General features: G+C 68.7%; 25 protein-coding genes. 7 read left to right on the top strand and 18 right to left on the bottom strand.

Translation table 11 applies throughout. From position 1 onward, the window contains the following. Positions 1-9 precede the first annotated feature (9 nt). Together AC1DXX_RS02940 and AC1DXX_RS02935 are read right to left on the bottom strand one after the other, a co-directional pair. Complete coding sequence (locus tag AC1DXX_RS02940) at positions 10-1,506, bottom strand: TIGR01777 family oxidoreductase (RefSeq protein ID WP_478132671.1); 1,497 nt, start codon at positions 1,504-1,506, stop codon at positions 10-12. Then, the gene (locus AC1DXX_RS02935) at positions 1,503-2,171 is read right to left on the bottom strand and encodes a DUF4166 domain-containing protein (protein ID WP_478132670.1); all 669 of its coding nucleotides are present in this window, start codon (positions 2,169-2,171) and stop codon (positions 1,503-1,505) included. Before AC1DXX_RS02935 ends, AC1DXX_RS02940 begins: the two co-directional genes overlap by 4 nt. Positions 2,172-2,300: 129 nt before the next feature. On the opposite strand from AC1DXX_RS02935, the gene queA reads away from it, so the two are divergent. Together queA and tgt are read left to right on the top strand one after the other, a co-directional pair. Continuing rightward, positions 2,301-3,344 carry a tRNA preQ1(34) S-adenosylmethionine ribosyltransferase-isomerase QueA gene (gene queA, locus AC1DXX_RS02930; protein ID WP_478132669.1) on the top strand — a complete coding sequence of 348 codons (1,044 nt, stop codon included), beginning with the start codon at positions 2,301-2,303 and terminating at the stop codon, positions 3,342-3,344. 5 nt (positions 3,345-3,349) lie between these two features. Beyond that, on the top strand, positions 3,350-4,522 hold the full coding sequence (gene tgt, locus AC1DXX_RS02925; RefSeq protein WP_478132668.1) for a tRNA guanosine(34) transglycosylase Tgt: 1,173 nt from the start codon (positions 3,350-3,352) through the stop codon (positions 4,520-4,522). Here tgt and AC1DXX_RS02920 read toward each other — a convergent pair. After that, on the bottom strand, positions 4,519-4,893 hold the full coding sequence (locus tag AC1DXX_RS02920; protein ID WP_478132667.1) for a hypothetical protein: 375 nt from the start codon (positions 4,891-4,893) through the stop codon (positions 4,519-4,521). The two genes, tgt and AC1DXX_RS02920, sit on opposite strands and share 4 nt — an antisense overlap. Positions 4,894-5,029: 136 nt before the next feature. Here AC1DXX_RS02920 and AC1DXX_RS02915 point away from each other — a divergent pair, with 136 nt between their 5' ends. After that, complete coding sequence (locus AC1DXX_RS02915) at positions 5,030-5,812, top strand: SDR family NAD(P)-dependent oxidoreductase (RefSeq protein ID WP_478132666.1); 783 nt, start codon at positions 5,030-5,032, stop codon at positions 5,810-5,812. A gap of 53 nt (positions 5,813-5,865) precedes the next feature. Here AC1DXX_RS02915 and AC1DXX_RS02910 read toward each other — a convergent pair whose 3' ends face one another. The 7 genes from AC1DXX_RS02910 to AC1DXX_RS02880 form a co-directional block, all read right to left on the bottom strand. Beyond that, positions 5,866-6,237 (bottom strand): DUF3597 domain-containing protein, encoded by a 372-nt coding sequence (locus AC1DXX_RS02910; protein ID WP_478132665.1) that lies wholly within the window; start codon positions 6,235-6,237, stop codon positions 5,866-5,868. Positions 6,238-6,327: 90 nt separating this feature from the next. After that, complete coding sequence (locus AC1DXX_RS02905) at positions 6,328-7,437, bottom strand: serine endopeptidase (RefSeq protein WP_478132664.1); 1,110 nt, start codon at positions 7,435-7,437, stop codon at positions 6,328-6,330. Positions 7,438-7,458: 21 nt separating this feature from the next. Continuing rightward, positions 7,459-8,253, bottom strand: a complete 795-nt coding sequence (locus AC1DXX_RS02900; protein WP_478132663.1) for a DUF2145 domain-containing protein — start codon at positions 8,251-8,253, stop codon at positions 7,459-7,461. Continuing rightward, the gene (locus tag AC1DXX_RS02895) at positions 8,250-8,708 is read right to left on the bottom strand and encodes a hypothetical protein (protein ID WP_478132662.1); all 459 of its coding nucleotides are present in this window, start codon (positions 8,706-8,708) and stop codon (positions 8,250-8,252) included. The genes AC1DXX_RS02900 and AC1DXX_RS02895 overlap by 4 nt, the downstream gene beginning before the upstream one ends. A gap of 41 nt (positions 8,709-8,749) precedes the next feature. Then, entirely contained in the window at positions 8,750-9,253 is a 504-nt protein-coding gene (locus AC1DXX_RS02890) for a YiaA/YiaB family inner membrane protein (protein WP_478132661.1), read from the bottom strand. Between the two features lie 118 nt (positions 9,254-9,371). After that, positions 9,372-11,327 (bottom strand): MFS transporter, encoded by a 1,956-nt coding sequence (locus tag AC1DXX_RS02885; RefSeq protein WP_478132660.1) that lies wholly within the window; start codon positions 11,325-11,327, stop codon positions 9,372-9,374. 14 nt (positions 11,328-11,341) lie between these two features. Beyond that, on the bottom strand, positions 11,342-12,199 hold the full coding sequence (locus AC1DXX_RS02880; protein ID WP_478132659.1) for a hypothetical protein: 858 nt from the start codon (positions 12,197-12,199) through the stop codon (positions 11,342-11,344). Between the two features lie 139 nt (positions 12,200-12,338). Here AC1DXX_RS02880 and AC1DXX_RS02875 point away from each other — a divergent pair, with 139 nt between their 5' ends. Next, positions 12,339-13,073: a helix-turn-helix domain-containing protein gene (locus AC1DXX_RS02875; protein ID WP_124464615.1), complete on the top strand. Its 735-nt coding sequence runs from the start codon at positions 12,339-12,341 to the stop codon at positions 13,071-13,073. A 118-nt stretch (positions 13,074-13,191) separates the two neighbouring features. Here the strand turns inward: AC1DXX_RS02875 and pyrF are convergent, their stop codons facing one another. The 5 genes from pyrF to AC1DXX_RS02850 form a co-directional block, all read right to left on the bottom strand. Next, positions 13,192-14,013: an orotidine-5'-phosphate decarboxylase gene (pyrF, locus tag AC1DXX_RS02870; protein ID WP_478132658.1), complete on the bottom strand. Its 822-nt coding sequence runs from the start codon at positions 14,011-14,013 to the stop codon at positions 13,192-13,194. Positions 14,014-14,046: 33 nt separating this feature from the next. Beyond that, complete coding sequence (locus AC1DXX_RS02865) at positions 14,047-14,844, bottom strand: uracil-DNA glycosylase family protein (RefSeq protein ID WP_478132657.1); 798 nt, start codon at positions 14,842-14,844, stop codon at positions 14,047-14,049. After that, positions 14,841-15,383 (bottom strand): ribosomal protein S18-alanine N-acetyltransferase, encoded by a 543-nt coding sequence (rimI, locus tag AC1DXX_RS02860; RefSeq protein ID WP_478132656.1) that lies wholly within the window; start codon positions 15,381-15,383, stop codon positions 14,841-14,843. Before rimI ends, AC1DXX_RS02865 begins: the two co-directional genes overlap by 4 nt. Further along, on the bottom strand, positions 15,380-16,096 hold the full coding sequence (gene tsaB, locus AC1DXX_RS02855) for a tRNA (adenosine(37)-N6)-threonylcarbamoyltransferase complex dimerization subunit type 1 TsaB (protein WP_478132655.1): 717 nt from the start codon (positions 16,094-16,096) through the stop codon (positions 15,380-15,382). The genes rimI and tsaB overlap by 4 nt, the downstream gene beginning before the upstream one ends. Before the next feature lie 69 nt (positions 16,097-16,165). Then, entirely contained in the window at positions 16,166-16,924 is a 759-nt protein-coding gene (locus AC1DXX_RS02850) for a DeoR/GlpR family DNA-binding transcription regulator (protein WP_478132654.1), read from the bottom strand. A gap of 90 nt (positions 16,925-17,014) precedes the next feature. Here AC1DXX_RS02850 and AC1DXX_RS02845 point away from each other — a divergent pair, with 90 nt between their 5' ends. The 3 genes from AC1DXX_RS02845 to AC1DXX_RS02835 all read left to right on the top strand — a co-directional run bounded on the left by AC1DXX_RS02845 (position 17,015) and on the right by AC1DXX_RS02835 (position 20,771). Then, a complete protein-coding gene (locus AC1DXX_RS02845) occupies positions 17,015-17,602 on the top strand; it encodes a GDP-mannose pyrophosphatase (RefSeq protein WP_478132653.1) in 588 nt (195 codons plus the stop codon). A gap of 28 nt (positions 17,603-17,630) precedes the next feature. After that, positions 17,631-19,061: a D-alanyl-D-alanine carboxypeptidase/D-alanyl-D-alanine endopeptidase gene (gene dacB, locus AC1DXX_RS02840; RefSeq protein ID WP_478132652.1), complete on the top strand. Its 1,431-nt coding sequence runs from the start codon at positions 17,631-17,633 to the stop codon at positions 19,059-19,061. A 126-nt stretch (positions 19,062-19,187) separates the two neighbouring features. Continuing rightward, positions 19,188-20,771: an alpha/beta hydrolase family protein gene (locus AC1DXX_RS02835; protein ID WP_478132651.1), complete on the top strand. Its 1,584-nt coding sequence runs from the start codon at positions 19,188-19,190 to the stop codon at positions 20,769-20,771. Between the two features lie 12 nt (positions 20,772-20,783). Here the strand turns inward: AC1DXX_RS02835 and AC1DXX_RS02830 are convergent, their stop codons facing one another. From AC1DXX_RS02830 to purE, 3 genes are read right to left on the bottom strand one after another with little or no spacing between them, the layout of a single operon-like run. After that, positions 20,784-21,785 carry an L-threonylcarbamoyladenylate synthase gene (locus AC1DXX_RS02830; RefSeq protein WP_478132650.1) on the bottom strand — a complete coding sequence of 334 codons (1,002 nt, stop codon included), beginning with the start codon at positions 21,783-21,785 and terminating at the stop codon, positions 20,784-20,786. After that, positions 21,782-22,975, bottom strand: a complete 1,194-nt coding sequence (locus tag AC1DXX_RS02825; RefSeq protein WP_478132649.1) for a 5-(carboxyamino)imidazole ribonucleotide synthase — start codon at positions 22,973-22,975, stop codon at positions 21,782-21,784. Before AC1DXX_RS02825 ends, AC1DXX_RS02830 begins: the two co-directional genes overlap by 4 nt. Continuing rightward, positions 22,972-23,523, bottom strand: coding sequence for a 5-(carboxyamino)imidazole ribonucleotide mutase (gene purE, locus AC1DXX_RS02820; protein WP_478132648.1), 552 nt, complete (start codon positions 23,521-23,523; stop codon positions 22,972-22,974). The genes AC1DXX_RS02825 and purE overlap by 4 nt, the downstream gene beginning before the upstream one ends. Between the last annotated feature and the right edge of the window lie 13 nt (positions 23,524-23,536).

Here is a 23,536-nt window from a genome sequence, read left to right as displayed (position 1 = left end):
GCAAGGCTTCTAGCGCGGTCGGCAAAGGTCCGTCAAGGCGCTGCGGGCATCGGGGAACGCGAAGCGGAATCCGGTCTGCAGCAGGTGCGCCGGCACCACGCGCTGCCCTTCGAGCAGCAGGTCGGCCTGTTCGCCCAGCAGCAGCTTGACCGGCGCGGCAGGCGTCGGCATCCAGCAGGGACGGTGCATCACGCTGGCGGCCACGCGGGTGAATTCTTCCTGGCTGAGCGCGCCCGGCGCGGTGAAGTTGTAGGCCTGTGCGGTCGCGGGGCCGCTAGCGCCCGCTTGCTCGGCCAGGCTCCACACATGGGCCATGGCTCGGACGACATCGTGCACGTGGACCCACGACAGCCACTGCCGCCCGCTGCCCAGCCGTCCGCCCATGCCAAGCGCGATGGGCAGCAGCAGTTGCGGCAGCGAACCCTGATGGCCCAGCACGAAGCCGAAGCGCGTGCAGGCGACGTTCACGCCGTGCGCCGTGGCAGCCCGCGCCGCCCGCTCCCAGCCCTGGCACAGCCTCGACATGAAGATGTCCTGCGGCGGTGCGTCTTCGGCGAGCTCGGTGGCATCACCCTGAGGCTGCACCCCGTAGTAGCCGACGGCGGAGCCCGACAGCAGCAGCCAGGGCTTGCGCGGACGGGTGGCGATCCATGCGACCAGCGCGGCGGTGAGCCCTTCGCGGCTTTGCATCAGCTGCCGCTGGCGCCGCCCGCTCCAGCGCCGGCCCAGGATGCGGGCACCGGCCAGGTTGATCACCACATCGCAGGGGTCGGTCTCGGGAATCTGGTCGAGCCGCTGCACGCAGCGCACCGCGCCGCCGAAGTTCCACGCGGCCGAGCGCGCGTCGCGCGTCCAGACCGTCACGACATGGCCGTCGGCCAGCAGATGGCGCACCAGGATCTGTCCGATGAAGCCGGTGCCGCCCGTCACCAGCACGCGCTGCGGCTTGGTGCCGAAGTGCACCGGCGCCTCGGCCGCGCGCGCCTGCTCCTGTGCCGTGCGGCGGAACAGCGCCCGTGCCGCCAACCCGTCGCGCAGCCCCGAGATGCCCACGCCCACCCCGCACAGTGCGAGGAAGGCGCCCAGCCAGCCCTGCGGCTGCCACACCAGCGCCGTCGGCTGCGCCGCCCAGTCCACCGCGTTCATCGCCAGCAGCGCAATGAATGCGCCGGCATTGATGGCCAGCACCGTGTGCGTGATCCGCTCGGTGGGCGGCAGCAGGCGGCTGCCGTCTTCCACCACGAAGTCCCACAGCGTGAGCACGATCTCGACGCCGAACACCGCCAGCAGCACCCAGGCCCAGGCACCGTGCCAGGCCCACGACGACAGCCCGATGAACATCGCGCAATAGATCGACGAACGCACCGCATGGATGGCCAGCTCGCGCCGCGCGGTGTTGCGCTGTGCGAGCGCCTCGGTCACCTCATGGTGATAGAGCGTGTCGAAGGCGCCCAGCAGCCCTTGGGCCGCCATGAGCTGCAAGGCCAGCAGGTGAGTGTCGATCATGCAGTCGCTCCCGGATCGGCCACTTCCTCGAACACGCCGACCTGCGTGAAGGTCGTGCCCATCAGCCAGTGCCGGATCTCGATGCGGATGTTGAAGCGCTCCGGCGTCTCGTTGTGGTGCCAGAGAAAAGTCTTGCCGGGCGTGAGCAGGCCCGGCAGCGGAATGCGCCAGCCGAGCACGTCCCAGAAATAGCCGTCACTCTGGAAATGCAGGCTGCCGTTCTCCACGCTCAGCACCAGCTTCATGCCGAGGCCCATGCCCACGTATTCCAGCACCTCGCCGCGCTCGCTCTCGCGCATGAAGCTGGTGAACTGGATCGGCTTGCGGCCATGCAGGCGGTAGATGCGCTGCTTGTAGATGGCCGGGTCCTGCGGCCTGGCGTAGACCTGGATCTCCACCGGGAAGTTGGCATCGCTGTAGGGAATCAGCGCCCCCTGGATCAGCGGCTGCGTCAGGTGGCCCAGCAGCTTGCCGAAGCGCGAGCAGCGCAGCTCGCTGAGCGCGCCGAGGTAATGCAGCGCCTTGCCCGGCGAAGGATTCTTGTCGAAGCGCCGGCGGATGTCGGGGTGCAGGCCCTGCCAGGCGCTTCCGAGGATCTTCTTGAAGAGCTCGCCTTCGGAAGGGGGAGGTGCCAGCGGGACGCGCGCAACGGATGAATCGGCCATCCATCGATTCTGCCTCGGCAACCCCACGCGGGGCTCGCGATTCCGGGGCATGGGACAATCGACCGCTTCCCGCGTTTTTCTCTTCTCCCCATGCCTCCTTGGCACGGGCCTGTCCGGCCCTCAAGCACCATGCGCGCCTTCACGCTTTCCGATTTCGATTTCGCCCTGCCGCCCGAGCTGGTGGCGCAACACCCGGCCCCCGAACGCACCGCCTCCCGCCTGCTCGACGGCACGGGCGACGCACCCGTCGATCGCATCTTCAGGAGCCTGCCTTCGCTGCTGCGCGCAGGCGACCTGCTGGTGTTCAACGACACGCGCGTGGTCAAGGCCCGCCTGTTCGGCGAAAAACCGACCGGCGGCAAGCTCGAACTGCTGGTCGAGCGCGTGCTGCAGGGCCATGAGGTGGTCGCGCACATGAAGGTCAGCAAGAAGCCGCCCGTGGGCACCACGCTCGAGATGGTGGGCGGCTTCCGCGCGACGCTGCTGGGCCGCTGGCCCGACGAGCAGGGTGCGCTGTTCCGCTTCGGCTTCGAGAGCGACGCGGGCGAAGACCCCTACGCGCTGATGGCACGCTGCGGCCACGTGCCGCTGCCGCCCTACATCACGCACACCGATTCGGCCGACGACGAGCGCCGCTACCAGACCGTTTTCGCGCGCGTGCCCGGCGCAGTGGCCGCACCCACGGCCGCGCTGCACTTCGACGAGGGCCTGCTGGCCGAGCTCGAAGCGCGCGGCGTGCAGCGCGCCAACGTCACGCTGCACGTGGGTGCCGGCACCTTCCAGCCGGTGAAGACCGAGAACATCGCCGAGCACACGATGCACGCCGAGCGCTACGAAGTGCCCGAGGCCACGCAGCGCGCGATAGCCGAGTGCAAGGCACGCGGCGGCCGCGTCGTCGCGGTCGGCACGACCACCGTGCGCACGCTCGAATCGTGGGCGAAGAGCGGCGAGGCCATGGGCGACACGCGCATCTTCATCACCCCGGGCTTCGCCTTCCAGCACGTCGACGTGCTGGTGACCAACTTCCATTTGCCGAAGAGCACGCTGATGATGCTGGTCTCGGCCTTCGCGGGCTACGAGCGGGTGATGGCGCTGTATGCCCACGCCATCGCCCATCAATACCGCTTCTTCAGCTACGGCGACGCCATGCTGCTCGCACGACAAACGGACTGAACGACATGCTGAACTTCGAACTCCTCAAGACCGACGCCGCCAGCCACGCGCGCCGCGGCACGCTCACGCTCAACCACGGCAAGGTGCAGACGCCGATCTTCATGCCCGTGGGCACCTACGGCACCGTCAAGGGCGTGATGCCGCGCAGCCTCGAGGAGATGGGCGCGCAGATCATCCTGGGCAACACCTTCCACCTGTGGATGCGCCCGGGCCTCGACGTGATGGCGAGCTTCGGCGGACTGCACGGCTTCGAGAAATGGGACAAGCCCATCCTCACCGATTCGGGCGGCTTCCAGGTGTGGTCGCTGGGTGCGATGCGCAAGATCAGCGAGGAGGGCGTGAAGTTCGCCTCGCCCGTCAACGGCGACAAGCTGTTCCTCACGCCCGAGGTCTCGATGCAGATCCAGACCATCCTCAACAGCGACATCGTGATGCAGTTCGACGAGTGCACGCCCTACGACACCAAGGGCCACATCACGACCGAGGCCGAGGCGCGCATTTCGATGGAACTGAGCCTGCGCTGGGCCAAGCGCTGCCGGAGCGAATTCGCGCGGCTGGAGAACCCGAACGCGCTGTTCGGCATCGTGCAGGGCGGCATGTTCGAGAACCTGCGCGAGGAATCGCTGGCCGCGCTGGTGGACATGGACTTTCCGGGCTATGCCATCGGCGGCGTGAGCGTGGGCGAGCCCAAGGAAGAGATGCTGCACATCATGGGCCACACGCCGCACCGGCTGCCGGCCCACAAGCCGCGCTACCTGATGGGCGTGGGCACGCCCGAAGACCTGGTGCAGGGCGTGGCCGACGGCGTCGACATGTTCGACTGCGTGATGCCCACGCGCAATGCCCGCAACGGCACGATGTTCACCCGCTTCGGCGACCTGAAGATGCGCAACGCCCGCCACAAGAGCGACCCGCAGCCGGTCGACCCGAGCTGCACCTGCCATGCCTGCGCGGGCACCTCGGGCGTGTCATGGAACGACGGCGGGCGCGAGGGCTTCAGCCGGGCCTACCTGCATCACCTCGACCGCTGCGGCGAAATGCTCGGGCCGATGCTGTGCACCATCCACAACCTGCACTACTACCTGAACCTGATGCGCGAAATCCGCGAGGCGCTCGATGCGGGCACCTTCACCGAATTCCGCGCCCGCTTCAAGGCCGATCGCGCACGCGGCGTCTAGGACTTGGCGGCACCCGGCGGCTTGATCGCGAGCGGCGTGGTGTAGGGCTCTATGCGCAGCAGATCGTTCTTGAAGACCACGATCTGACGCAGCGGCGCCTGCACCAACGCGCCGCCCGCGTCCTTCTGCGAGGCGTACTGCCAGAGCGTGAGCTGGCCCTTTTCGGCGAGCAGCGCGCCCAGGCGCTGCACGGGCGGCGTCGCACCGGCGCCCAGTTGGGTCGCCTCGATGCCCACGACGATGTCGTCGCGCGGCGAGACGACCTTGAAGAGCAGCACGGGCGCAGGCACCTGCGCCAGGGCTGGGAGCGCCACAACGGCTGACGAGCAAAGCGCGAGTCCGACGACGGCGCGACGATGGAGGGTGTTCATGCCGGCGAGCGTAGCCAAGCGGGGACTTTCTGCACACATGCCGGAAGCCATACGCCGGGCGGAAGCCCCCGTTCGTGGCATGGCCTCGTCATCCGGTACGCTCGCTCCCTGTCTCCACCGCCGTCGTCTTCACCTCATGACCACTGCCTCCACATCCTCCATCTACTCGGCCCGCTATCCCTCGCTGGCCGGCCGTACCGTGTTCGTCTCGGGCGGTGCCAGCGGCATCGGCGAGGCGCTGGTGCGGGCCTTCCATGCGCAGGGCGCGAAGGTCGGGTTCTGCGACCTCGACGCGGCCGCCGGCACGGCGCTCGCCGCCCAGCTGCAGGGCGGCACGCCCGCGCTGTTCAGCCCGTGCGACGTGACCGATACGGCAGCGCTGGCAGCCACCATCGATGCGGTGCGCGCCCGCTTCGGGCCGATCGGCGTGCTGCTGAACAACGCGGCGAACGACCGACGCCACGAGATGGCCGACGTCACGAGCGACGATTTCGATCGCCTCGTGGCGGTCAACTTCAAGCACCAGTTCTTTGCCGCACAGGCCGTGGCCGACGACATGCGCGCGCTGGGCGGCGGTTCGATCATCAATTTCGGCTCGATCAGCTGGATGATCAAGGGCAAGGGCTACCCCGTCTACCAGGCCTGCAAGGCGGCCGCGCGCGGCCTCACGCGCTCGCTGGCGCGCGACCTGGGCAAGCAGAACATCCGCGTCAATTCGATCGTGCCGGGCTGGGTGATGACCGAGCGGCAGATCAAGCTGTGGGTCAAGCCCGAATCCGGCGCCGAGATCGACGCGGCCCAGTGCCTGCCGGGCCGTGTGATGGCCGAGGACATTGCCGCCATGGCGCTGTTCCTCGCCGCCGACGACTCGAAGATGTGCACCGCGCAAGACTTCGTGGTGGACGCCGGCTGGACCTGAAGCGAAAAAGCCCGGCATTGCCGGGCTTTTTCGCTGGGTTGACAACGAACCGATCAGTCCCGGAGTTCCGCAGGAACCTTGCCGCCATTGGCAGCGAGCTTGGTCATGACCTGGCGATGCAGCCAGATGTTCATCTTGGCGCTGTCGCTGGTGTCGGCACCGTAGCTCAGCTCGGCGGCGAGTTGCTTGCGTGCGTCGAGGCTGCTGTCGAGGCCCAGGAGCTTCATCAGGTCGACGATGGAGGTGCGCCAGTTCAGGCTGCTCGCGCCGGGCATGCCGTCGAGCAGGGCCTCGACGTCCACCACCGTGATGGCCGGCGGCGGTGCCGCTGCGGCGGGCGCGCCGGCCGGTGCCGGAGCAGCCGTTGCAGCGGCGGCGTTTGCGGACGGGAAAATCTTGGAAAGGATGCTGCCGAAAATGCTCATGCTTGTGCTCCGTCAATGTTGGTAACTGAAAACCTGCGACAACGTTTTTGTCGCATGCGGCGGTTGTAGCACGGTCGTGCGGCGGACCCGCTACAAGGCCGGTTGAACCGGTGCGCCGGATGTGAACGAATCCGCAGACCTCGTCGCAGATGCAAGCGGCACGCGCGGCGCGGCCGAAGTACCGCAGGCATGGCAGAACTTCGAGAATGCGCTCTTGCGCGTCTCGCACTGGCCGCAGTGGTCGAACAGGCCGATGCCGCAGTGCGGGCAGAAATCGATCTCGCCGTTCTTCAGGTCCACCGGCCGCTCGCAGCCGGGGCACACACCCTTGCCGAGCCGCGCCAGCGCAACGTCGTAGCTCAGTTCCTCGCGCCGCACCTGGTCGGGCTGCTGCTCCGCGAGCTTCTGGCGCGCGAGGTAGGCGTTGAGCGCGACGATGGCATAGCGCCCCACGAGCACGGTGAGCACGATGCCCACCACGTAGCGCACGTAACCGCCGTAGCTCGGCAGGTAGGGCACCAGCTCGACGAAGAAGGCGAACAGCGCGAAGAAGATGAAGCCCCAGACGAAAGGCCAGTAGGTGCTCTTGCGCTTCTTCGCGAACAGCCAGCCGGCCGCGATCAGGAGCGGCAGCGTGAGCGCGAGGCGGTAGGCGAACACGCGCAACTCGATGCGGCGGTATTCGGCGTCGAGCAACACCTGCGCATCGCGTTCCAGCAGCGACAGCGCCTTGCGCGCGTGCTGCTCGGCCTGGCGCGCGTCGAGCATGATCTGGCGCTGCGCATTGGCCTGGCGCTGGACTTCGTCTTCCTTCTGCTTGAACGCATCGAGCGCCTTGGTGCGCGCGATCAGTTCCGTGTCCTGGTCGGGCTGCGCGGTGGCGCGGCGGGTGGCGATCCAGTTGCCGAAGGTCTCGCGTGCGTTGGCGCTGGCCTGTTGTGCGGCGCTGAGCTGCAGGCGGATCTGGTCGAGATCGCGCGCGGCCTGCTGCTCGGTGGCTTCCGAAGCCTTGATGGTGTTGCGCAGGGGCTCGGCCATGGGCTTGTCGATGAAGTCGTCGATCTCGCGGACCCGCTCGACCTGCGGCAGATCGCTCACGACCGTGCTTCCGAGCCCGATCAGGAAGCTCGCGAACACCAGCGCCACGAGCCAGAGGCCGCGGCGGAACCACTTTTCGGACAGACGCAATGACTTGCTCATTGGATTCTTTCGTGAGATTTCTTATTGCAGCTTGAACGCCACCGGCGCCGCACCCAGCCCCGCACGCGGCATCCACGCGAACACCGAATCGACCGTCACCGTCTCGATGCGGTCCGAAAACCGCTTCTCGTTCGGATGGTCGTCGAAGGCCACGTTGGCCGAGCCCACGCGGCCGCCCAGGCGGGTGAGCGGGCCGAGCTTGAGCGTGGTTGGCTCGTAGCCCTTGAACTGCATCCAGGCCTGCGCCTGCGCGCGGTTGCCGACGGTGGCGGGCTCCATGGCCGCGGCCAGCGTTTCGACCGCCCACTGGTTCGACTGCTGGTACTTCTGGCCCCAGACATAGCTCACGATGCTGTAGGGCGCGACGTTCAGCCGCACGATGCGCGAAGGCGGCTCGTGGAGCGCGGCCAGCAGTTGCGCCTGCACCTGCGGCGTCGGCACCACCCAGGCGGCTTCATAGCGCCACAGGTCGTCGAGGAAGAATTCGCCGAGCCCCTGGCGGTAGACCGCGGCCACCGCGGTGCCGCACTGGTTGAGCTTGTGCACCACGCGCCACGGGCCTTCGTCGGTCTTGTAGGCGATGCCGAGGTGCGAATAGCGCAGCCCGTACTTGCTCAGGTCCTGGCCGGCGCGCGCCAGCAGCACGACGCGGGCGCCGCTCGCATCGAGCTGCTGCGACGTGCGCTCGGCCAGTTGCATGCCCTTGACGATGAGCGCAGGCGTCGGCTTGACCTGTTCGCAGGAGCGTCCAGCTTGCGCCTGCAGCGGCAGCACCACCGCGAGTGCCAGAAGAAGCGCGGGAAGCGCGCGCTTCATGACAGCCTCTCGTTGTGCAACAGCGCACGGCCGATGGCGTTGGGCACGAAGGCCAGCACCTCGCCCGCGGCCGACAGCACGACACCGCTGCCGATCACGCTGACCACGACGCTCGTGCCGACCGCCGCGGACACGCCGTTGGCGGCGCGCCCCATCACCTTGACGCTGGCGCGTGCGCTGTCCGAAGCGCGCTCCAGCACATAGACAGTGCCGTCGGCCGACGCCTCGACGGCAACCACGGTGAGCATCGAGCCGCCCACCGAAAGCGCCGCCGGCACGGCAACCACGGCCGTGGCGGAAGCGCCGACGACCGATGCAGCACCGACCACCGAGGCCACGGGCAGCAAGGAGAGGGCAGCCGAGGCCTCGCTCTGGGCCTGGGCATGAAGGGGAACCGCAACACCTGCGAACGCGGTGCCGGCAGCGACCAGAAGGGCGGCAATGGACTTTTTCATGACGGTCTTTCGTTCGTTGACGGTGGAGGAGAAAACGGCGCTCATTCGGCCGAGGCGGAAGCAGCGGCTTCCTGGCGGGCGGCGCGGCGGCCTTGCAGTCGCGCTTCGATCAGGTCGGCTTCGTGGCGGTCGCGCAGCGTCTTGGCCAGCGTGAAGGCCGAACTGATCAGGAACAGCCAGCTCACGCCCAGGAAGGCCTTGTAGGCATCGTTGATCTCCATGCCGACCAGGCCCCAGCCGGTCAGGCCCATCGCGGTGAAGAAGCTGCCCCAGACGACGAGGCGCCACATCGGCACGTCGCGGCTGGCGGCGCCGCTCGCATCCGCCTGCTGGCTGTCGCGCACGAACTTGGCCAGCATGAAGGCAGTGCTCAGGCAGAACACATAGCCCATCACCATGAACGCCCGGTCCAGCGCCTCGCCCGGCAGCCAGCTCAAGCCGGTGGCGCAGAGGAAGACGGCGATCGCGAAGGAAGCCCAGGCCTGGAACTGCCAGGCCCGCGTGTCGCGCTGGATCGAAACGGTGGTGGATGAGAAGGGCTGCATGAATGCCTCGCGGCGTAGTGAAGGTGAGCGAATGATGGTTCGCCCCCGCACCGCGAGGCTCAAATTCTTCTACCAGTTCCGGCTTGAGCCTCTGCCAGTATCCCGAGGAGATACTTTTTCAGGCGACCAGCAATCCGCTCACGCGCTGCTGCAGCGCCTCGGGCCGCACCTCGACCGGCGACACGGCCTGGCCGACGTTGAGCCCCACGCGGCTGAAGAAGCCGCGACGGAAGGGCTTGGCCATGGCGACCTGCTCGCCGCCGCGCAGCTCGATGCGGCTGAAGTACGAGCCCCAGAGATTGGTCAGCGCCATCGGGATCACCGGCGGCTCGATGCCTTCGGCGCGCGCGCTCTCGACGATCTTCATCACGCCGCCCTTGAAGGGCTGCAGGTTGCCGTCGCGCGTGATCGCGCCTTCGGGGAAGATCGCAAGCAGGTCGCCCTCGCGCAGCACGGCCAGCGCCTTGGCAAAGGCCGCCTCGTAGGCCGCCGGGTCTTCCTTCTGCGGGGCGATCGGGATCGCCTTGGCCAGCTTGAACAGCCAGCCGAGCACCGGTACCTTGAAGATGCGATGGTCCATGATGAAGCGGATCGGCCGCGGGCTCGCGGCCATCAGCAGCACCGCGTCGATGAAGCTCACGTGGTTGCACACCAGCACGGCCGCGCCTTCGGTCGGGATGTGCTCGTCGCCCTTGATGTCGAAGCGGTAGACGAAGCGCGACAGCACCCAGGCCACGAAGCGCAGCATGTACTCGGGCACCAGCATGAAGATGTAGAACGCCACCACCGCGTTGGCGATGCCGGTGAACAGGAAGATCTGCGGAATGGTGAAGCCCGCGCCGAGCAACGCGCCGGCGATGACCGAACTGCCGATCATGAACAGCGCATTGAGGATGTTGTTGGCCGCGATGATCCGCGCGCGGTGCGTGGGCTGGCTGCGCAGCTGGATCAGTGCGTACATCGGCACGCTGTAGAGCCCCGCAAACAGCGAGAGCAGCGCCAGGTCGGCCATCACGCGCCAGTGGGCGGCCTGGTGCACGAAGGCGCCGAGGCCCATTCCGGCCGCCGGCGGAAGGGAGCGCGAGGCAAAGTACAGGTCGATCGCGAACACGCTCATGCCGATCGCGCCCAGCGGCACGAGGCCGATTTCCACCTGCCGGCGGCTCAGCGTTTCGCACAGCAGCGAACCGACGCCGATGCCGATCGAGAACACCACCAGCAGCAGCGACGCCACCTGCTCGTCGCCGTGCAGCACTTCCTTCGCGAAGCTCGGGAACTGGCTCAGGAACACCGCGCCGAAGAACCACATCCACGAAATGCCCAGCAGCGAGCGGAACACCACCACGTTGCCGTGCGCGAGCTTCAGGTTGCGCCAGGTTTCGCTGAAGGGGTTCCAGTTGATCACCAGCCCGGGGTCGGTGGCCGGCGCCTGCGGAATGGCCTGCGCCACGCCGCGGCCGACCAGCGCGAGCAGCACGCAGGCCGCGGCCACGCTCATGTGGCCGATCTGCGGCACCGCCACCAGCAGCCCGCCCGCCACCTGTCCCAGCAGGATCGCGACGAAGGTGCCCATCTCGACCATGCCGTTGCCGCCCGTGAGTTCGCGCGCGTCGAGCACCTGCGGCAGGTAGGCGAACTTGACCGGGCCGAACAGCGTGGAATGCAGGCCCATGAGGAACACGCAGCCCAGCAGCACCACCGCATCGGCCCGCACGAAGCCCCAGGCCGCGAGCAGCATGATCGCGATCTCGAGGTTCTTGACGAAGCGGATCATCTTCGTCTTGTCGAACTTGTCGGTGAGCTGCCCGGCCGTGGCCGAGAACAGCAGGAAGGGCAGGATGAACAGCGCACCGATCGCCAGGCCCGCCATGGCCGGCGGCATCCAGCTCAGCTGGAGCTGGTAGGTCACCATGACGGTGAAGGCGAACTTGAAGAGGTTGTCGTTCGCCGCACCCGCGAACTGCGTCCAGAAGAAGGGCGCGAAGCGCCGCTGCTTGAGCAAGGCGAACTGGTTGGCGTGGGCGTTCGCTTCGTGATGGGCCACGGGGGCGGCAGCAGCGGCGGGGGTTGTCATTCGAAGAATTCTCCTCAGGCCGTCAGGGCGGCTGCGTCGGGATTGTGCCGCAGCAGGGTCTGTTGCCAGCCCTTCTCGAGCTTTCCGAGCGCCAGCAGGACAGGCAGGCCCGCCAGCGCCGCCGTGAGGTGCTTCAGGGTGTGGCCGGAAACCAGGTGCCGCGTCGCCTCGTAGATCTGGTGGTCGGCCAGCTCGAAGGCCTTGGCCAAGGCGTAGAAAAAGATCACCCAGCCGAGCTTGAGGCCGACGGCGCCGCGCATCGGCGTGGCCAGGGCCAGCGTGAGCACCAGCGCCATGCCGCCGAACTGCACCAGCACCCAGGGCATGACGTTGCCGGACTCCTGGCAGACCTCTGCCGCCAGCAGACCGGCCGTCAGCAGGAACCAGGCCGCYGGCCAGCCGGCGCGCTGGCTCACCCGCTCGCAGACCGCGACGCCGATCAGCCCCGCAAAAGCCACCGCCATGCCGGCGCGGTCCGCAGCGAGCCGTGGGGCGTCGGGCATCAGGTGATAGAAGGCCGAGCCCGCGGCGGTGGCGACCAGGCCGGCAAAGAACAGCCAGGCGCAGTCCAGGGTGTTGTCCGGCGGGTCGCTGGCGGGCGGCGCGAGCGGGAATTCGGCCAGCGCCTCCTGGTGCGAGCGGTCGATCCGGTTGAGGCGGTACAGCCCGAGGAGGCCGATCACCAGGAACGGCAGGTTGCTCAGCACGTCCATCGCGTTCGGCAGGCCGTGCCAGCCGCGGTCGTCGGCGAAGACCGAAGCGATCGCCACGTCGGCGGCCGGCAGCGCGGGGCCGAAGAAGGCGATCAGCGTCAGCAGCGCCAGGGTGAAAAGCAATCCGCGTTCGCGGCGGCTGAGAGAGGGCAGAAGCATGGCGGTCCTCGGTGGATTGGGTAACGAGTCGCGGAATTTAGTTGCCAGCCTCTCTGCAGGCATCGAGAATCGATACGAGGTACTAATTCACACCCTCCGGTATCTTCATTTAATACCCCAACGCCTTCGTACGCCCTTCATGAGCACCACCGTCGACCTCGTACTCGCCCTCAAGAACGAACTCAAAAGCGCCCGCATGACCTACGCCGACCTGGCCCGGTCGCTCGACATGGCCGAATCCAGCGTCAAGCGGATGCTGGCCAAGAGCGACATGCCGCTGTCGCGCGTCGATGCCATCTGCCGCGCCCTGAAAATCGACTTTGCCGAACTCGCCCGGCGCGTGGCCGACGCCCAGCCGTTGCTCAAGGAGCTGACGCACGAGCAGGAAAAGGCAGTGGTCAAGGACAAGAAACTGCTGCTGGTGGCGATCAGCGTGCTGAGCCAGTGGACGCTGGAGCAGATCGTGGCCGCCTACCGGATCAGCGAGGCCGAGTGCATCGGCTGCCTGGCGCAGCTGGACCGCATCGGCATCATCGAGTTGCGGCCGCTCAACCGGTATCGCCTGAAGCTCGCCAAGACCTTCCGCTGGCGCCCGCACGGCCCGGTGATGGAGTTCTTCCGCGAGAACGTGGTGCTCGACTACTACCGCGGCGGCTTCGACGGCCCGGCCGAGGGGCTGCTGCTGGTGCACGGCTCGATCAGCCGCTCGCTGGCGCCGGCCTTCCTGGAGCGGCTGCAGCGCGTGGCGCAGGACTTTGCGCAGCAGCACCAGACCGACCAGAAGCTGTCGGCCAAGGACCGCGAGGGCTATACGCTGCTCCTGGGCATGCGCAATTGGGAGTTCGAACTCTTCACCCGCCTCCGTCGGGCCTGAGGCCAGACAGCCGCCCAGCCCAGAAACACCGAGGAACCGGCTTTGCCGGGCCTCTGGTGTTGCCCCCGGTAGGGGGTTGGCGAAGCGACACGAAGTGCGCGCAGCCTGGGGGCGAGCCTTACTTTGCGGCTTCGAGCGCGTCGCGCGTCGCGCGTGCGGCGTTCTTGGCCGCATCGGCGAAGTCTTCACCCGACGACGCGTAGATGATGGCGCGCGACGAGTTCACGATGATCGGCGCATCGGCGCGCCAGCCGGCGCGCACGGTGGCGACCGCATCGCCGCCCTGGGCACCGACGCCCGGAATCAGCAGAGGCACCGTCGGCGCAAGTTCGCGCACTCGCTCGATCTCGGCGGGGTAGGTCGCGCCCACCACCAGGCCGAGCTGGCCGTTCAGGTTCCACGGCCCCTGCGCCAGCCTGGCGACGTGTTCGTAGAGGAACGGCTGGCCTTCGATGTCCGCCAGGCGCTGGCCCTGCAGGTCGGAACCGCCGGGGTTGCTGGTGCGGCACAGCAGGAAGGCGCCCTTGCCTTCGTGCTTGAGGTAGGGCGCGACCGAGTCGAAACCCATGAAGGGCGACAGCGTCACCGCATCGGCGCCGTAGCGCTCGAAGGCTTCGAGGGCGTACTGCTCGGCGGTCGAGCCGATGTCGCCGCGCTTGGCGTCGAGGATCACGGGCACGTGGGGCGCGTTGCGGCGCATGTGCTCCATCAGTTTCTCGAGCTGGGCTTCGGCGCGGTGCGCAGCGAAATAGGCGATTTGCGGCTTGAAGGCAATGACCAGGTCGGCCGTCGCGTCGACGATGCGCGCGCAGAAGTCATAGATGCGGGTGGCGTCGTCCTTGAATCCCCCGGGGAATCTGGCTGGCTCGGGATCGAGCCCCACGCAGAGCAACGAACCGTTTTTTTGCTGTGCGGCGGCCAGCTTGTCGAGGAAAGTCATGGGAGTCGATTTTAAGGACCCCGCCACCGGGTCCTATTTCGACGGCGTTTGCTGGTCGGCGGCGAGGCACAGGTCGGCCCAGGCGCGGGCCTTGTCGGCGGGGTTCCGCAGCAGATACGCCGGGTGGTAGGTTGCCACTACCGGCACGCCGTTGACCGACGCCAGCGGCACCGCGCGGCCGCGCAGCTTGCCGAGCGGATCGCCGCTCTGCATCAGGCTTTGGGCGGCCAACGGGCCCATTGCCAGCACGAGGGTCGGCGCCAGCGCGGCGGCGTGTTCTTCGAAGGCTTCCGCCATCGGGCGGGGGCTGCCGGGTTGGCCCGCGGCCACGCCACGGTGGGTGCGCATCAGGTGCACAGGCGTCTTGCCGTCGTGCAGCTTCAGCGCGCGCAGCATGTTGTCGAGCAGGCGGCCGGCATCGCCCGAGAAAGGCTCCCCGTGGCGGCCGTCGGCCTCGGGCGGCATGTCGGCCACCACCAGCCAGCCGCCTTGCGGCGATGCCGAAGCCTCGGCCGCGTCGCCATAAAGGCGGCAGGGCGCTTCGACCAGCACGGCAGCGCCGTGCACCGCTGGCACTGCTGCGGCCGGCCGCGCGACCGGCGTGGGCGCTGCCACGGGTCTTGCGACCGGGCCAGGGGYTGGCGCAGCCACCGGCGCTTGCGCAACGTAGCGCTCGCTGACCGGCTCTGGCTCAGGGGCCACCGCTATCGCTTCTGCAGCAACAGGTGCCGCCTCGACCACTTCAGGCATCGGCCACCAGACCTTGACCCCCATCTCGTCGAGCATCGCGCGCTGGCGTGCATCGAGCTGCAATGTCTGCACGGCGCTCATCTCAGGGCTCCCCAGGCGGAGCCTGTTTCATTCAAACGAAGACTCATGACCACGGCATCCTCGCGCTTGCCCTCGAACGCCGGGTAGTAGCCCTTGCGCACGCCGACGCTGCGAAAACCCTGGCGCGCATAGACGTCGAGCGCGCGCCGGTTGCTCTGGCGCACTTCGAGCCAGAGCCACAGCGCGCCTTCGCCGCGCGACCAGCCGGTCAGCGCCTCGAGCATCAGCGGCGCCCATCCCTGGCGCTGAAAGGCCGGCGCCACGGTGAAGTTCAACAGGTGCACTTCATCGACGCCCTTCATGGCGACGAAATAGCCGATCAGCGTTTCGCCCAGGCTGGTGACCGGCGACGTCACGCCTGGCGCCGCCCCCGGTGCCAGCAGGCATTGGCAGTGGTAGCCGACGGCCATGGAATCGGTGAAATTGGCGCGCGTCCACGGATGGGTGTAGGCCGTCTCCTCGACCGCGCAGACGGCATCGATCCGCTCGACGGTGAGCGGTTCGAGGCGGGCTTCGACGGGCTGGAGGACGGCACTCATGCTGTGGCAGGTGGAACAACGGCAACCGCAGCGGCCGCCTTGATGGCGGCGCGCTCTTCGGTGGTTTGCGCCACTTTATCGCGAACATAGAGCGGCCAGGCCTGTGCCGCCGGCACGGTGCGCCCGGCCGCGAGCAATTCGGGCGCGAGCCGCAGCATCGCGGTGGCGGTCGGCAGCGCCTCGTGGCGGGCGGTGGCCGGCGCGAGGCGCGGGCCGTAGGCGGCGAAGGCATTGCCGGCGAGCGACCAGCCGACGGGCACTTCGAGCGCCTCGGGCGACAGCAACAGCGGCTCGTCGCCGCCGCCGAGCGGGCCGGCGGCATCGAAGTCGTAGCGCGCGGCGTAGAGCTGGTCCATGCGCGCGTCGAGCACGGCGACCACCTGGCGGGCGCCGAAGGCATGGCGCGCTTCCTCGGCCACGGCAAGCAGCGTATCGACCGGCAACAACGGCACGTTGGCGCCGAAAGCCAGGCCCTGCGCCACCGAGCACGCCGTGCGCAGGCCGGTGAAGGACCCCGGGCCGCGGCCGAAGGCAATGGCGTCGAGATCGGAGAGCGCGAGCCCGGCCTCGGCCAGCAGTTGCTGGATCAGCGGGAGCAGGGTGGTCGACGCCTGCGCGCCACCTGCACCGTTGTGCGCCAACAGCCGGTCGCCATTGCGCACCGCCACCGACAGGTGTTCGGTGCTGGTGTCGAACGCCAGCAGCTTAGACATGGGAGCGGGACGCAATGGGCATCCCCCGATTATCGAGGCGCCTCGCGAGCCCGTCAGCCAGTCGGGCAATCAGTCGCTGCGCAGGATGGTCAGCCCCGCCTTGCGCAGGGGCGCCAGCGCCTTCGACGGCGCATCGGGCGACACCAGCAGGCTCGTCGCCGCGGTGACCGGGTTGATCACCCAGGCCGATGCCGCACCGAGCTTCTCCGCCGAGGCCAGCACGACCGTCTCGGCCGCCGACGCCATCAGCGCGCGCTTGATCTCGGCCTCCTCGATGTCGCCGGTGGTCAGCCCGGCCTCGGCATGGACGCCGGTGACGCCCATGAAATAGGTGTCGGCATGGATGCGCGCGATGGCGCCCATGGCGGCGGCGCCCACCGCCACCAGCGAGTGCTTGAAGAGGCGCCCGCCGATCAGCACCACCTCTAGCTGCGTGTGCGACACCAGCTCGATCGCGACCGAGGGGCTGTGCGTCACCACCGTGGCCTGCAGGTTGCGCGGCAGATGGCGCGCGAGCTGCACGGCCGTGGTGCCGCCGTCGATGAACACCACCTGCCCCGGCTTCACCAGGCGCGCGGCGGCGCGGCCGATGGCCACCTTCTCGTCCGGCGCGAGCTGCTGGCGGCTGGCGAAATCGGTGTCGGCCTGCGCGACGGGCAGCGCACCGCCGTGCACGCGCTGCAGCAGGCCCTCGGCCGCCAGTTCGCGCAGGTCGCGGCGGATGGTGTCTTCGGAGAGCGCGAGCTCTTCGCTGAGCGACTTGGCGACGACGTTGCCGTCGCGCTGCAGGACCGAGAGGATGTGTTGCTTGCGCTGGCGGGTGAGCATCGGCCGATGGTAGAAGGCCTGCACGCTTTCTGCACGAATTTTCTTGGGTATTCTTGATATTGCACGAATTTGCACCTATGCTCGCCGCCCATGACCATTCATGACCGCGTCCGGGTGCACGAAGTCACCCTCCTCTCCGACAACTGGTACGTGCTCAAGACCACCCGCTTCGACTGGCTGCGCAACGACGGCCGGTGGCAGCGCATGGACCGCGAGACCTACGACCGCGGCAACGGCGCCACCCTGCTGCCCTACAACCTTGCGCAGCGCACGGTGCTGCTGACGCGGCAGTTCCGCTACCCGGTCTTCGCCAACGGCCACGACGACCTGCTGATCGAGGCCGCCGCGGGCCTGCTCGACAACGCGGCGCCCGAGGAACGCATCCGCGCCGAGGTGGAGGAAGAGCTGGGCTACCGGCTGGGCACGGTACAGAAGATTTTCGAAAGTTTCATGAGCCCGGGCTCGGTGACCGAGAGGCTGCACTTCTTCATCGCGCCCTACGAGCCTTCGATGCGCATCGGCAGCGGCGGCGGGCTGGCCGAGGAGGGCGAGGACATCGAGGTGCTGGAGCTCGCCATCGACGAGGCGCTCGCGATGGTGGCCGACGGCCGCATCGTCGACGCCAAGACGGTGATGCTGCTTTATCACGCGAAGCTGCACGTCTTCACCGCCGCATAGCGCCGGGAAGCGCCGGGATAATCGGCGGATGCCTTTTGCCGCCCGCCTGATCCGGCCCCTCTTCTCGTTCTTCTCCCTCGCCACGCTGGCCTCGGCCAGCGCCTTCGCCCAGCAGGCCCTCCCGCCCGAAGTCGATGCCGCACTGGCGCGCGCCAAGGTGCCGCGCGATGCGGTAGCGATGCTGGTGGCCGATGCCGACGGCGTGCGCCCGCCGCGCCTGGCCTGGCGCTCGCAGGTGCCGGTGAATCCGGCATCGATCATGAAGCTGGTGACCACCTACGCGGCGCTCGACCTGCTCGGCCCGGCCTACAGCTGGAACACGCCGGTGTACGTCGACGGCCCGGTGCAGAACGGCGTGCTCAACGGCAACCTCTACATCAAGGGCCAGGGCGATCCGAAGCTGGTGCTCGAGCGCGTCTGGCTGCTGCTGCGCCATGTGCAGGGGCTCGGCATCACCACCGTGAGCGGCGACATCGTGATCGACCGCAGCGCTTTCGAGAACACGGTCGAGAACGACCCGAGCGCCTTCGACGGCGAGCCGCTGCGGCCCTACAACGCATCGCCCGACGCGCTCTTGATCAACTTCAAGTCGGTCAACATGACCTTCGCGCCCGACCGCAACGGCCAGATCGCGCGGGTGAGCTACGAGCCGCCGCTCGCGAGCGTGGCGATGCCGCCCACGGTGGCACTCGCGCCCGGCGAATGCGGCGACTGGCGCACTGCGCTCAAGACCGACTTCAGCGACGTCAACCGCATCCGCTTCAACGGCGGCTTCCCGGCCGCCTGCGGCGAGAAGAGCTGGGCCGTGGCCTACGGCGACCCGCGCACCTACAGCCTGCGCGCACTCGGCGGCATGTGGGCCGAGATGGGCGGCCGCGTCGGCGGCCAGATGCGCGAGGGCCGCGTACCGGCGGGGCTCAAGCCGGCCTTCGAGTTCGGCTCGCCGCCGCTGGCCGAGGTGATCCGCGACATCAACAAGTACAGCAACAACGTGATGGCCCAGCAGGTCTTCCTGACGATCGGTCTCACGCAGAAGAACCGCGGCACTTTCGAGGCCTCGCGCAGCGCGCTGGGCCAGTGGTGGCGCGACCGCATCGGCACCGGCGAGGCGCCGCCCGTGTTCGAGAACGGCTCGGGCCTGTCGCGCGACGAGCGCATCAGCGCCGCCGCGCTCGGCAAGATGCTGCAGGTGGCGTGGCGCTCGCCGGTGATGCCGGAGCTGATGTCCTCGCTGCCCGCCTCGGGCGTGGACGGCACGCTGAAGAAGCGCGCACTCCGCTCGGGCGGTGCGGCCCACCTGAAGACCGGCACCTTGCGCGACGCTTCCGGCGTGGCCGGCTATGTGCACGGCGCGAGCGGCCGGCGCTATGTGCTGGTGGCCATTGCCAACAGCGAGAACGCCGGGGCTGCACGCGCCGCCTTCGACGCACTGGTCGACTGGGCCTCGCAGGACAACTGACGGCCAGCGGCCGCGCCGATGGCCGAGTACTGAAAACTTCTGTAGGTGCAAGCCGCTTGCGCGCGGCCGCGGCGCTGCACAGAATCGGACGCCCGTTCGATTCGACAAACACGCAGGAGACACGCCGTGAAAAAGCCGCAACGACAACCATCCACTCCGCTGCACAAGGTTGCGGCACTCGCAGGCGTCACACTGCTGCTCGCTGCCTGCGGCGGCGGCGGAGGGGGCGGTGGCATCAGCGTCGGCTTTCCGCCGCCTGCAGGCGACACCGGCCGCGGTTCGGTCGTCACCAACCCGCCCGAGCAGACGGCGAAGCTGTCGGCCGACCAGTTCAGGATCAGCCTCCAGGCCAGCGACCAGGGCAAGGCGCTGATGCAGGTGACCGGCACGCCCAAGTGCGGGGTCGACCTGCGCTACCTCGAATACCGCACCGTCGGCGCGAAGAACGAAGCCACCAACGCGACCGCCGCAGTCATGGTGCCGTCGGGCGCCGACGTAGCCTGCAACGGTCCACGGCCGGTGGTGCTGTATGCGCATGGCACCACCGCCGCACGCAACTACAACCTCGCCAAGTGGACCGACACCACCCAGCCGGCCGCCGGCGAAGGCCTCACGATCGCCGCCATGTTCGTGGCGCAGGGTTACATCGTGGTGGCGCCCAACTACGCGGGCTACGACAAGTCGACGCTGGCCTATCACCCGTACCTCAACGGCGAGCAGCAGGGCAAGGACATGGTCGATGCGCTGACCGCGGCGCGCAAGACCTTCTCGAACGTCGACGCGAACGACGCCGGCTCGCTGCTCATTACCGGCTACTCGCAGGGCGGCTACGTGGCGATGGCCGCGCACCGCGAGATGCAGGCCACGGGCAAGGCTGTGACGGCCTCGGCGCCGCTCTCGGCGCCTTCGGCGATCAGCCTGCTGACCGACTACACCTTCCAGGGCTGGCCGGCGCTGGGCAGCACGCTCTTCGTGCCGCTGCTCTCGACCAGTTGGCAGCAGCAGTTCGGCAACGTCTACAACGCCACCAGCGATATCTACGAGGCGCAGTACGCCACCGGCATCGACACGCTGCTGCCGAGCCTGACGCCCCTCAGCACCCTCTTCACCACCGGCAGACTGCCGCAGCTCGCGCTGTTCCCGGCCGGCGCAACGCCGGGCCCGGTGAGCCCCGAACTGTCGATCTTCTACGGCGCCAACAACCTGATCCGCCAGAGCTACCTGACGCAGGCCGCCACCGACATCCAGTCGAACGCCTGTCCCGGCAATGCCCTGCCCGCGACGGCGGCCTCGCTGAGTTCGGCCTCGCCGCTCGATTGCAGCCCCTCGACCGGCTTCCGCAAGGCGGCGCGCGCCAACGACCTGCGCAACTGGGTGCCGGCCCGGCCAGTGCTGATGTGCGGCGGCGCCAACGATCCGACGGTGAATTTCGTCAGCACCCGCGCCACCGCGGGCTACTTCCGCGCCAAGGGCATGCCGGCTGCGGCGCTGACGGTGGTGGACCTGGAGGATTCGGGCGCGACCGACGCCTACTCGACAGCACGCGCCGGCTTTGCGCAGGCCAAGAGCACGCTGGCGCAGAGCACCCCGGGAAGCGCGAGCGACAAGGCACAGGCCGTCACCCTCGCGTACCACGGCACGCTGGCGCCGCCGTTCTGCCTGGCTTCGGCCCGAGGCTTCTTCCAGGGCGTGCTGGCCGCCGGGGGATAGGACTCACCCGGATCAGGCCGCTGACGCCCGTTGGAGACGGTCTTTCACGCCTTCCCATTCGGGCGTGTCGGGCGGCGTCTCGACCCAGATCAGCTTGACGCCCTGCGCGTCGAAGTCGCGCAGCACCGCGAACAGCTGGCGCGCGGTGGCCACGGCGTCGTCGGGCATGCGCCGCTGCAGCACGCGCTGCGAGCGGCAGCGCAACACCGTGCGCGACCAGACGGCGATGTGCGCGGCGCTGGCGCCCAGCACGTCGAGGCCGGCCTGCAGGGCCTTGGCGTCCATCAGCCGCAGCTTGGCAGTCGGCGCGTAGTGCGCTTCGAGGGTGCCCGAGGCGCGCGGATCCGGGGTTTCGAGCAGTTCGCGGTCGCGCAGCTTTTCGCCGGCGGCCGCCTCGATTTGCGCGCGGGTGATCGCACCGGGGCGCAGCAGCACGGGTGCGCCCCGGCTGCAGTCGACGATGGTCGATTCGATGCCGACCTCGCAGGCGCCGCCGTCGACGACCAGCAACGCATCGCCGAACTCGTCGTGCACATGCTGCGCGGTGGTCGGGCTGACACGGCCGAAGCGGTTGGCGCTCGGCCCTGCGACGCCCGGCACGCCCTGCTCGGCGCAGGCTTCGAGCAGCGCCTGGGCCACGGGATGCGATGGGCAGCGCAGGCCGATGGTGTCCTGCCCGCCGGCCGCCGCGGCGCCCACGCCGGGCTGACGCGTGACGATCAGCGTCAACGGGCCGGGCCAGAAAGCCTGGATCAGCCTCTGCGCGAACAACGGCAGCGGCTGGGCGAAGCGCGAGAGCGACTCGGTGCCCTTGATGCCGGCCGCGACGTGGACGATCAGCGGATGGTCGGCCGGCCGGCCCTTGGCCTTGAAGATCGCAGCCACGGCGACGTCGCTGCTCGCGTCGGCGCCCAGCCCATAGACGGTTTCGGTCGGGAACGCGACCAGTCCGCCGGCACGCAGCACGCGCGTGGCCTCGGCAATGGCCCCTGGGGCTTGGCCGTCGAGGATCATGCGAGGCCGGACATGGAAATCGCCGGCAGGCCCAGCAGCGATGCGGCCTGCGAGGCGGTGGCGCGCACGCTCTCGAGCGTGGCGCTGGTGAGGGTCAGGTGGCCCATCTTGCGGCCACGCCGTGGCTCGATCTTTCCGTAGAGGTGCAGGTGAACGCCCGGCAGCGCGAGCACTTCGCTCCAGCGCGGAGACACCGGCTTGTCGCTGCCTTCGGCAAACCACAGGTCGCCCAGCAGGTTCAGCATGATCGCGGGGCTGTGCTGGCGCGGTGCGGCCAGCGGCAGGCCGGCGAGCGTGCGCACCTGCAGCTCGAACTGCGACACGTCGCAGGCTTCCATCGTGTAGTGGCCGCTGTTGTGCGGGCGCGGCGCCATTTCGTTGACCACCAGCGAGCCGTCGGCCAGCGCGAAGAACTCGACGCACAGCACGCCCACGTAGTCGAGGCCGTTCGCGATGCTCTTGGCGGAGTTGATCGCGCCCTGCGCCACCGTCTTCGGCATGTTCTGCGCATGCACCTCGGTCACGGCGAGGATGCCGTCGCGGTGCAGGTTGCGCTGCGGCGGGAAGTGCACGATCTGCCCGTCGCGGCTGCGCGCGAGGATCACCGAGCATTCGAATTCGAGCGGCAGCAGCTTTTCGAGCACGCAAGGCACGCAGCCCGCGGCCTGCCACGCATCGATCAGTTCGACGCGGGTGCTCACGCGTTGCTGGCCCTTGCCGTCGTAGCCGAGCCGCGCGGTTTTCAGGATGCCGGGCAGCAGGTGGTCTTCGGCGGCTGCGAGCTGAGCTGCCGTCTCGATGACGGCGTAGGGGGCGCAAGGCACGCCGCAGCGCGTGAAATGGGCCTTCTCGGCGATGCGGTCCTGCGCAATGGCAATGGCGGACGCGTCGGGCGACACCGGCCGCGCGACCGCGAGATGCGCCAGCGAGGGCGCCGGCACGTTCTCGAACTCGGTCGTGACCGCGTCGGCCAGGCCGGCGAGGCGGGCCAGGCCGTCGACATCGGCATAGTCGGTGTGGATGTGGTGATGGCTCACGCGGCCGGCGGGGCTGTCGGCGTCGGGGTCGAGCACCGCCGTGAAATAGCCCATGCGCTGGGCCGCGTGCGCGAACATGCGGCCGAGCTGGCCGCCGCCGAGCACGCCGAGCGTGGCGCCCGGGAGGATGGGCAGATCGCCGTTCTTGGTCACAGGGCACCTCCGCCTTGCGGCGAGAAAGGGGAAACCGCAGGGGCCTCGCCGGCGGGGGCCGGCGGCAGCGTCATGGCTTCGGCGGCAGCAGTCTGGGCCGTGCGGAAGGCGTCGAGCCGCGCGCGCAGCGCCGGGTCGTTCACCGCCAGCATCGCCACCGCGAACAGCGCCGCGTTGGCCGCGCCGGCATTGCCGATGGCAAAGGTGGCCACCGGCACGCCCTTGGGCATCTGCACGATGCTGTAGAGGGAATCGACACCTTGCAGGTGGCGGCTGGCCACCGGCACGCCGAGCACCGGCACCGTGGTTTTCGAGGCCAGCATGCCCGGCAGATGGGCCGCACCGCCCGCGCCCGCGATGATCGCTGTGAGCCCGCGCCCGGCGGCGCTTTCGGCGTACGCGAACAGCGCATCGGGCATCCGGTGGGCCGAGACCACCTTCGCCTCGTGCCCGATTCCGAATTGCTGGAGAATCTCGACCGCGTTGCGCATCGTCTCCCAATCGGAGCTCGAGCCCATCACTACACCGACCTGAATGGTTTCGTTCATGGTTTCAATTTTA

Source organism: Variovorax sp. P4_B10, assembly GCF_056402375.1.
This window is presented reverse-complemented; position numbering and strand designations above follow the sequence as displayed.

Excerpts from the sequence above, each read along its gene's own strand:
- AC1DXX_RS02940 (WP_478132671.1), bottom strand. The coding sequence starts at position 1,506 with ATGATCGACACTCACCTGCTGGCCTTGCAGCTCATGGCGGCCCAAGGG.
- AC1DXX_RS02935 (WP_478132670.1), bottom strand. The coding sequence starts at position 2,171 with ATGGCCGATTCATCCGTTGCGCGCGTCCCGCTGGCACCTCCCCCTTCC.
- queA (WP_478132669.1), top strand. The coding sequence starts at position 2,301 with ATGCGCGCCTTCACGCTTTCCGATTTCGATTTCGCCCTGCCGCCCGAG.
- tgt (WP_478132668.1), top strand. The coding sequence starts at position 3,350 with ATGCTGAACTTCGAACTCCTCAAGACCGACGCCGCCAGCCACGCGCGC.
- AC1DXX_RS02920 (WP_478132667.1), bottom strand. The coding sequence starts at position 4,893 with ATGAACACCCTCCATCGTCGCGCCGTCGTCGGACTCGCGCTTTGCTCG.
- AC1DXX_RS02915 (WP_478132666.1), top strand. The coding sequence starts at position 5,030 with ATGACCACTGCCTCCACATCCTCCATCTACTCGGCCCGCTATCCCTCG.
- AC1DXX_RS02910 (WP_478132665.1), bottom strand. The coding sequence starts at position 6,237 with ATGAGCATTTTCGGCAGCATCCTTTCCAAGATTTTCCCGTCCGCAAAC.
- AC1DXX_RS02905 (WP_478132664.1), bottom strand. The coding sequence starts at position 7,437 with ATGAGCAAGTCATTGCGTCTGTCCGAAAAGTGGTTCCGCCGCGGCCTC.
- AC1DXX_RS02900 (WP_478132663.1), bottom strand. The coding sequence starts at position 8,253 with ATGAAGCGCGCGCTTCCCGCGCTTCTTCTGGCACTCGCGGTGGTGCTG.
- AC1DXX_RS02895 (WP_478132662.1), bottom strand. The coding sequence starts at position 8,708 with ATGAAAAAGTCCATTGCCGCCCTTCTGGTCGCTGCCGGCACCGCGTTC.
- AC1DXX_RS02890 (WP_478132661.1), bottom strand. The coding sequence starts at position 9,253 with ATGCAGCCCTTCTCATCCACCACCGTTTCGATCCAGCGCGACACGCGG.
- AC1DXX_RS02885 (WP_478132660.1), bottom strand. The coding sequence starts at position 11,327 with ATGACAACCCCCGCCGCTGCTGCCGCCCCCGTGGCCCATCACGAAGCG.
- AC1DXX_RS02875 (WP_124464615.1), top strand. The coding sequence starts at position 12,339 with ATGAGCACCACCGTCGACCTCGTACTCGCCCTCAAGAACGAACTCAAA.
- pyrF (WP_478132658.1), bottom strand. The coding sequence starts at position 14,013 with ATGACTTTCCTCGACAAGCTGGCCGCCGCACAGCAAAAAAACGGTTCG.
- rimI (WP_478132656.1), bottom strand. The coding sequence starts at position 15,383 with ATGAGTGCCGTCCTCCAGCCCGTCGAAGCCCGCCTCGAACCGCTCACC.
- tsaB (WP_478132655.1), bottom strand. The coding sequence starts at position 16,096 with ATGTCTAAGCTGCTGGCGTTCGACACCAGCACCGAACACCTGTCGGTG.
- AC1DXX_RS02850 (WP_478132654.1), bottom strand. The coding sequence starts at position 16,924 with ATGCTCACCCGCCAGCGCAAGCAACACATCCTCTCGGTCCTGCAGCGC.
- AC1DXX_RS02845 (WP_478132653.1), top strand. The coding sequence starts at position 17,015 with ATGACCATTCATGACCGCGTCCGGGTGCACGAAGTCACCCTCCTCTCC.
- dacB (WP_478132652.1), top strand. The coding sequence starts at position 17,631 with ATGCCTTTTGCCGCCCGCCTGATCCGGCCCCTCTTCTCGTTCTTCTCC.
- AC1DXX_RS02830 (WP_478132650.1), bottom strand. The coding sequence starts at position 21,785 with ATGATCCTCGACGGCCAAGCCCCAGGGGCCATTGCCGAGGCCACGCGC.
- purE (WP_478132648.1), bottom strand. The coding sequence starts at position 23,523 with ATGAACGAAACCATTCAGGTCGGTGTAGTGATGGGCTCGAGCTCCGAT.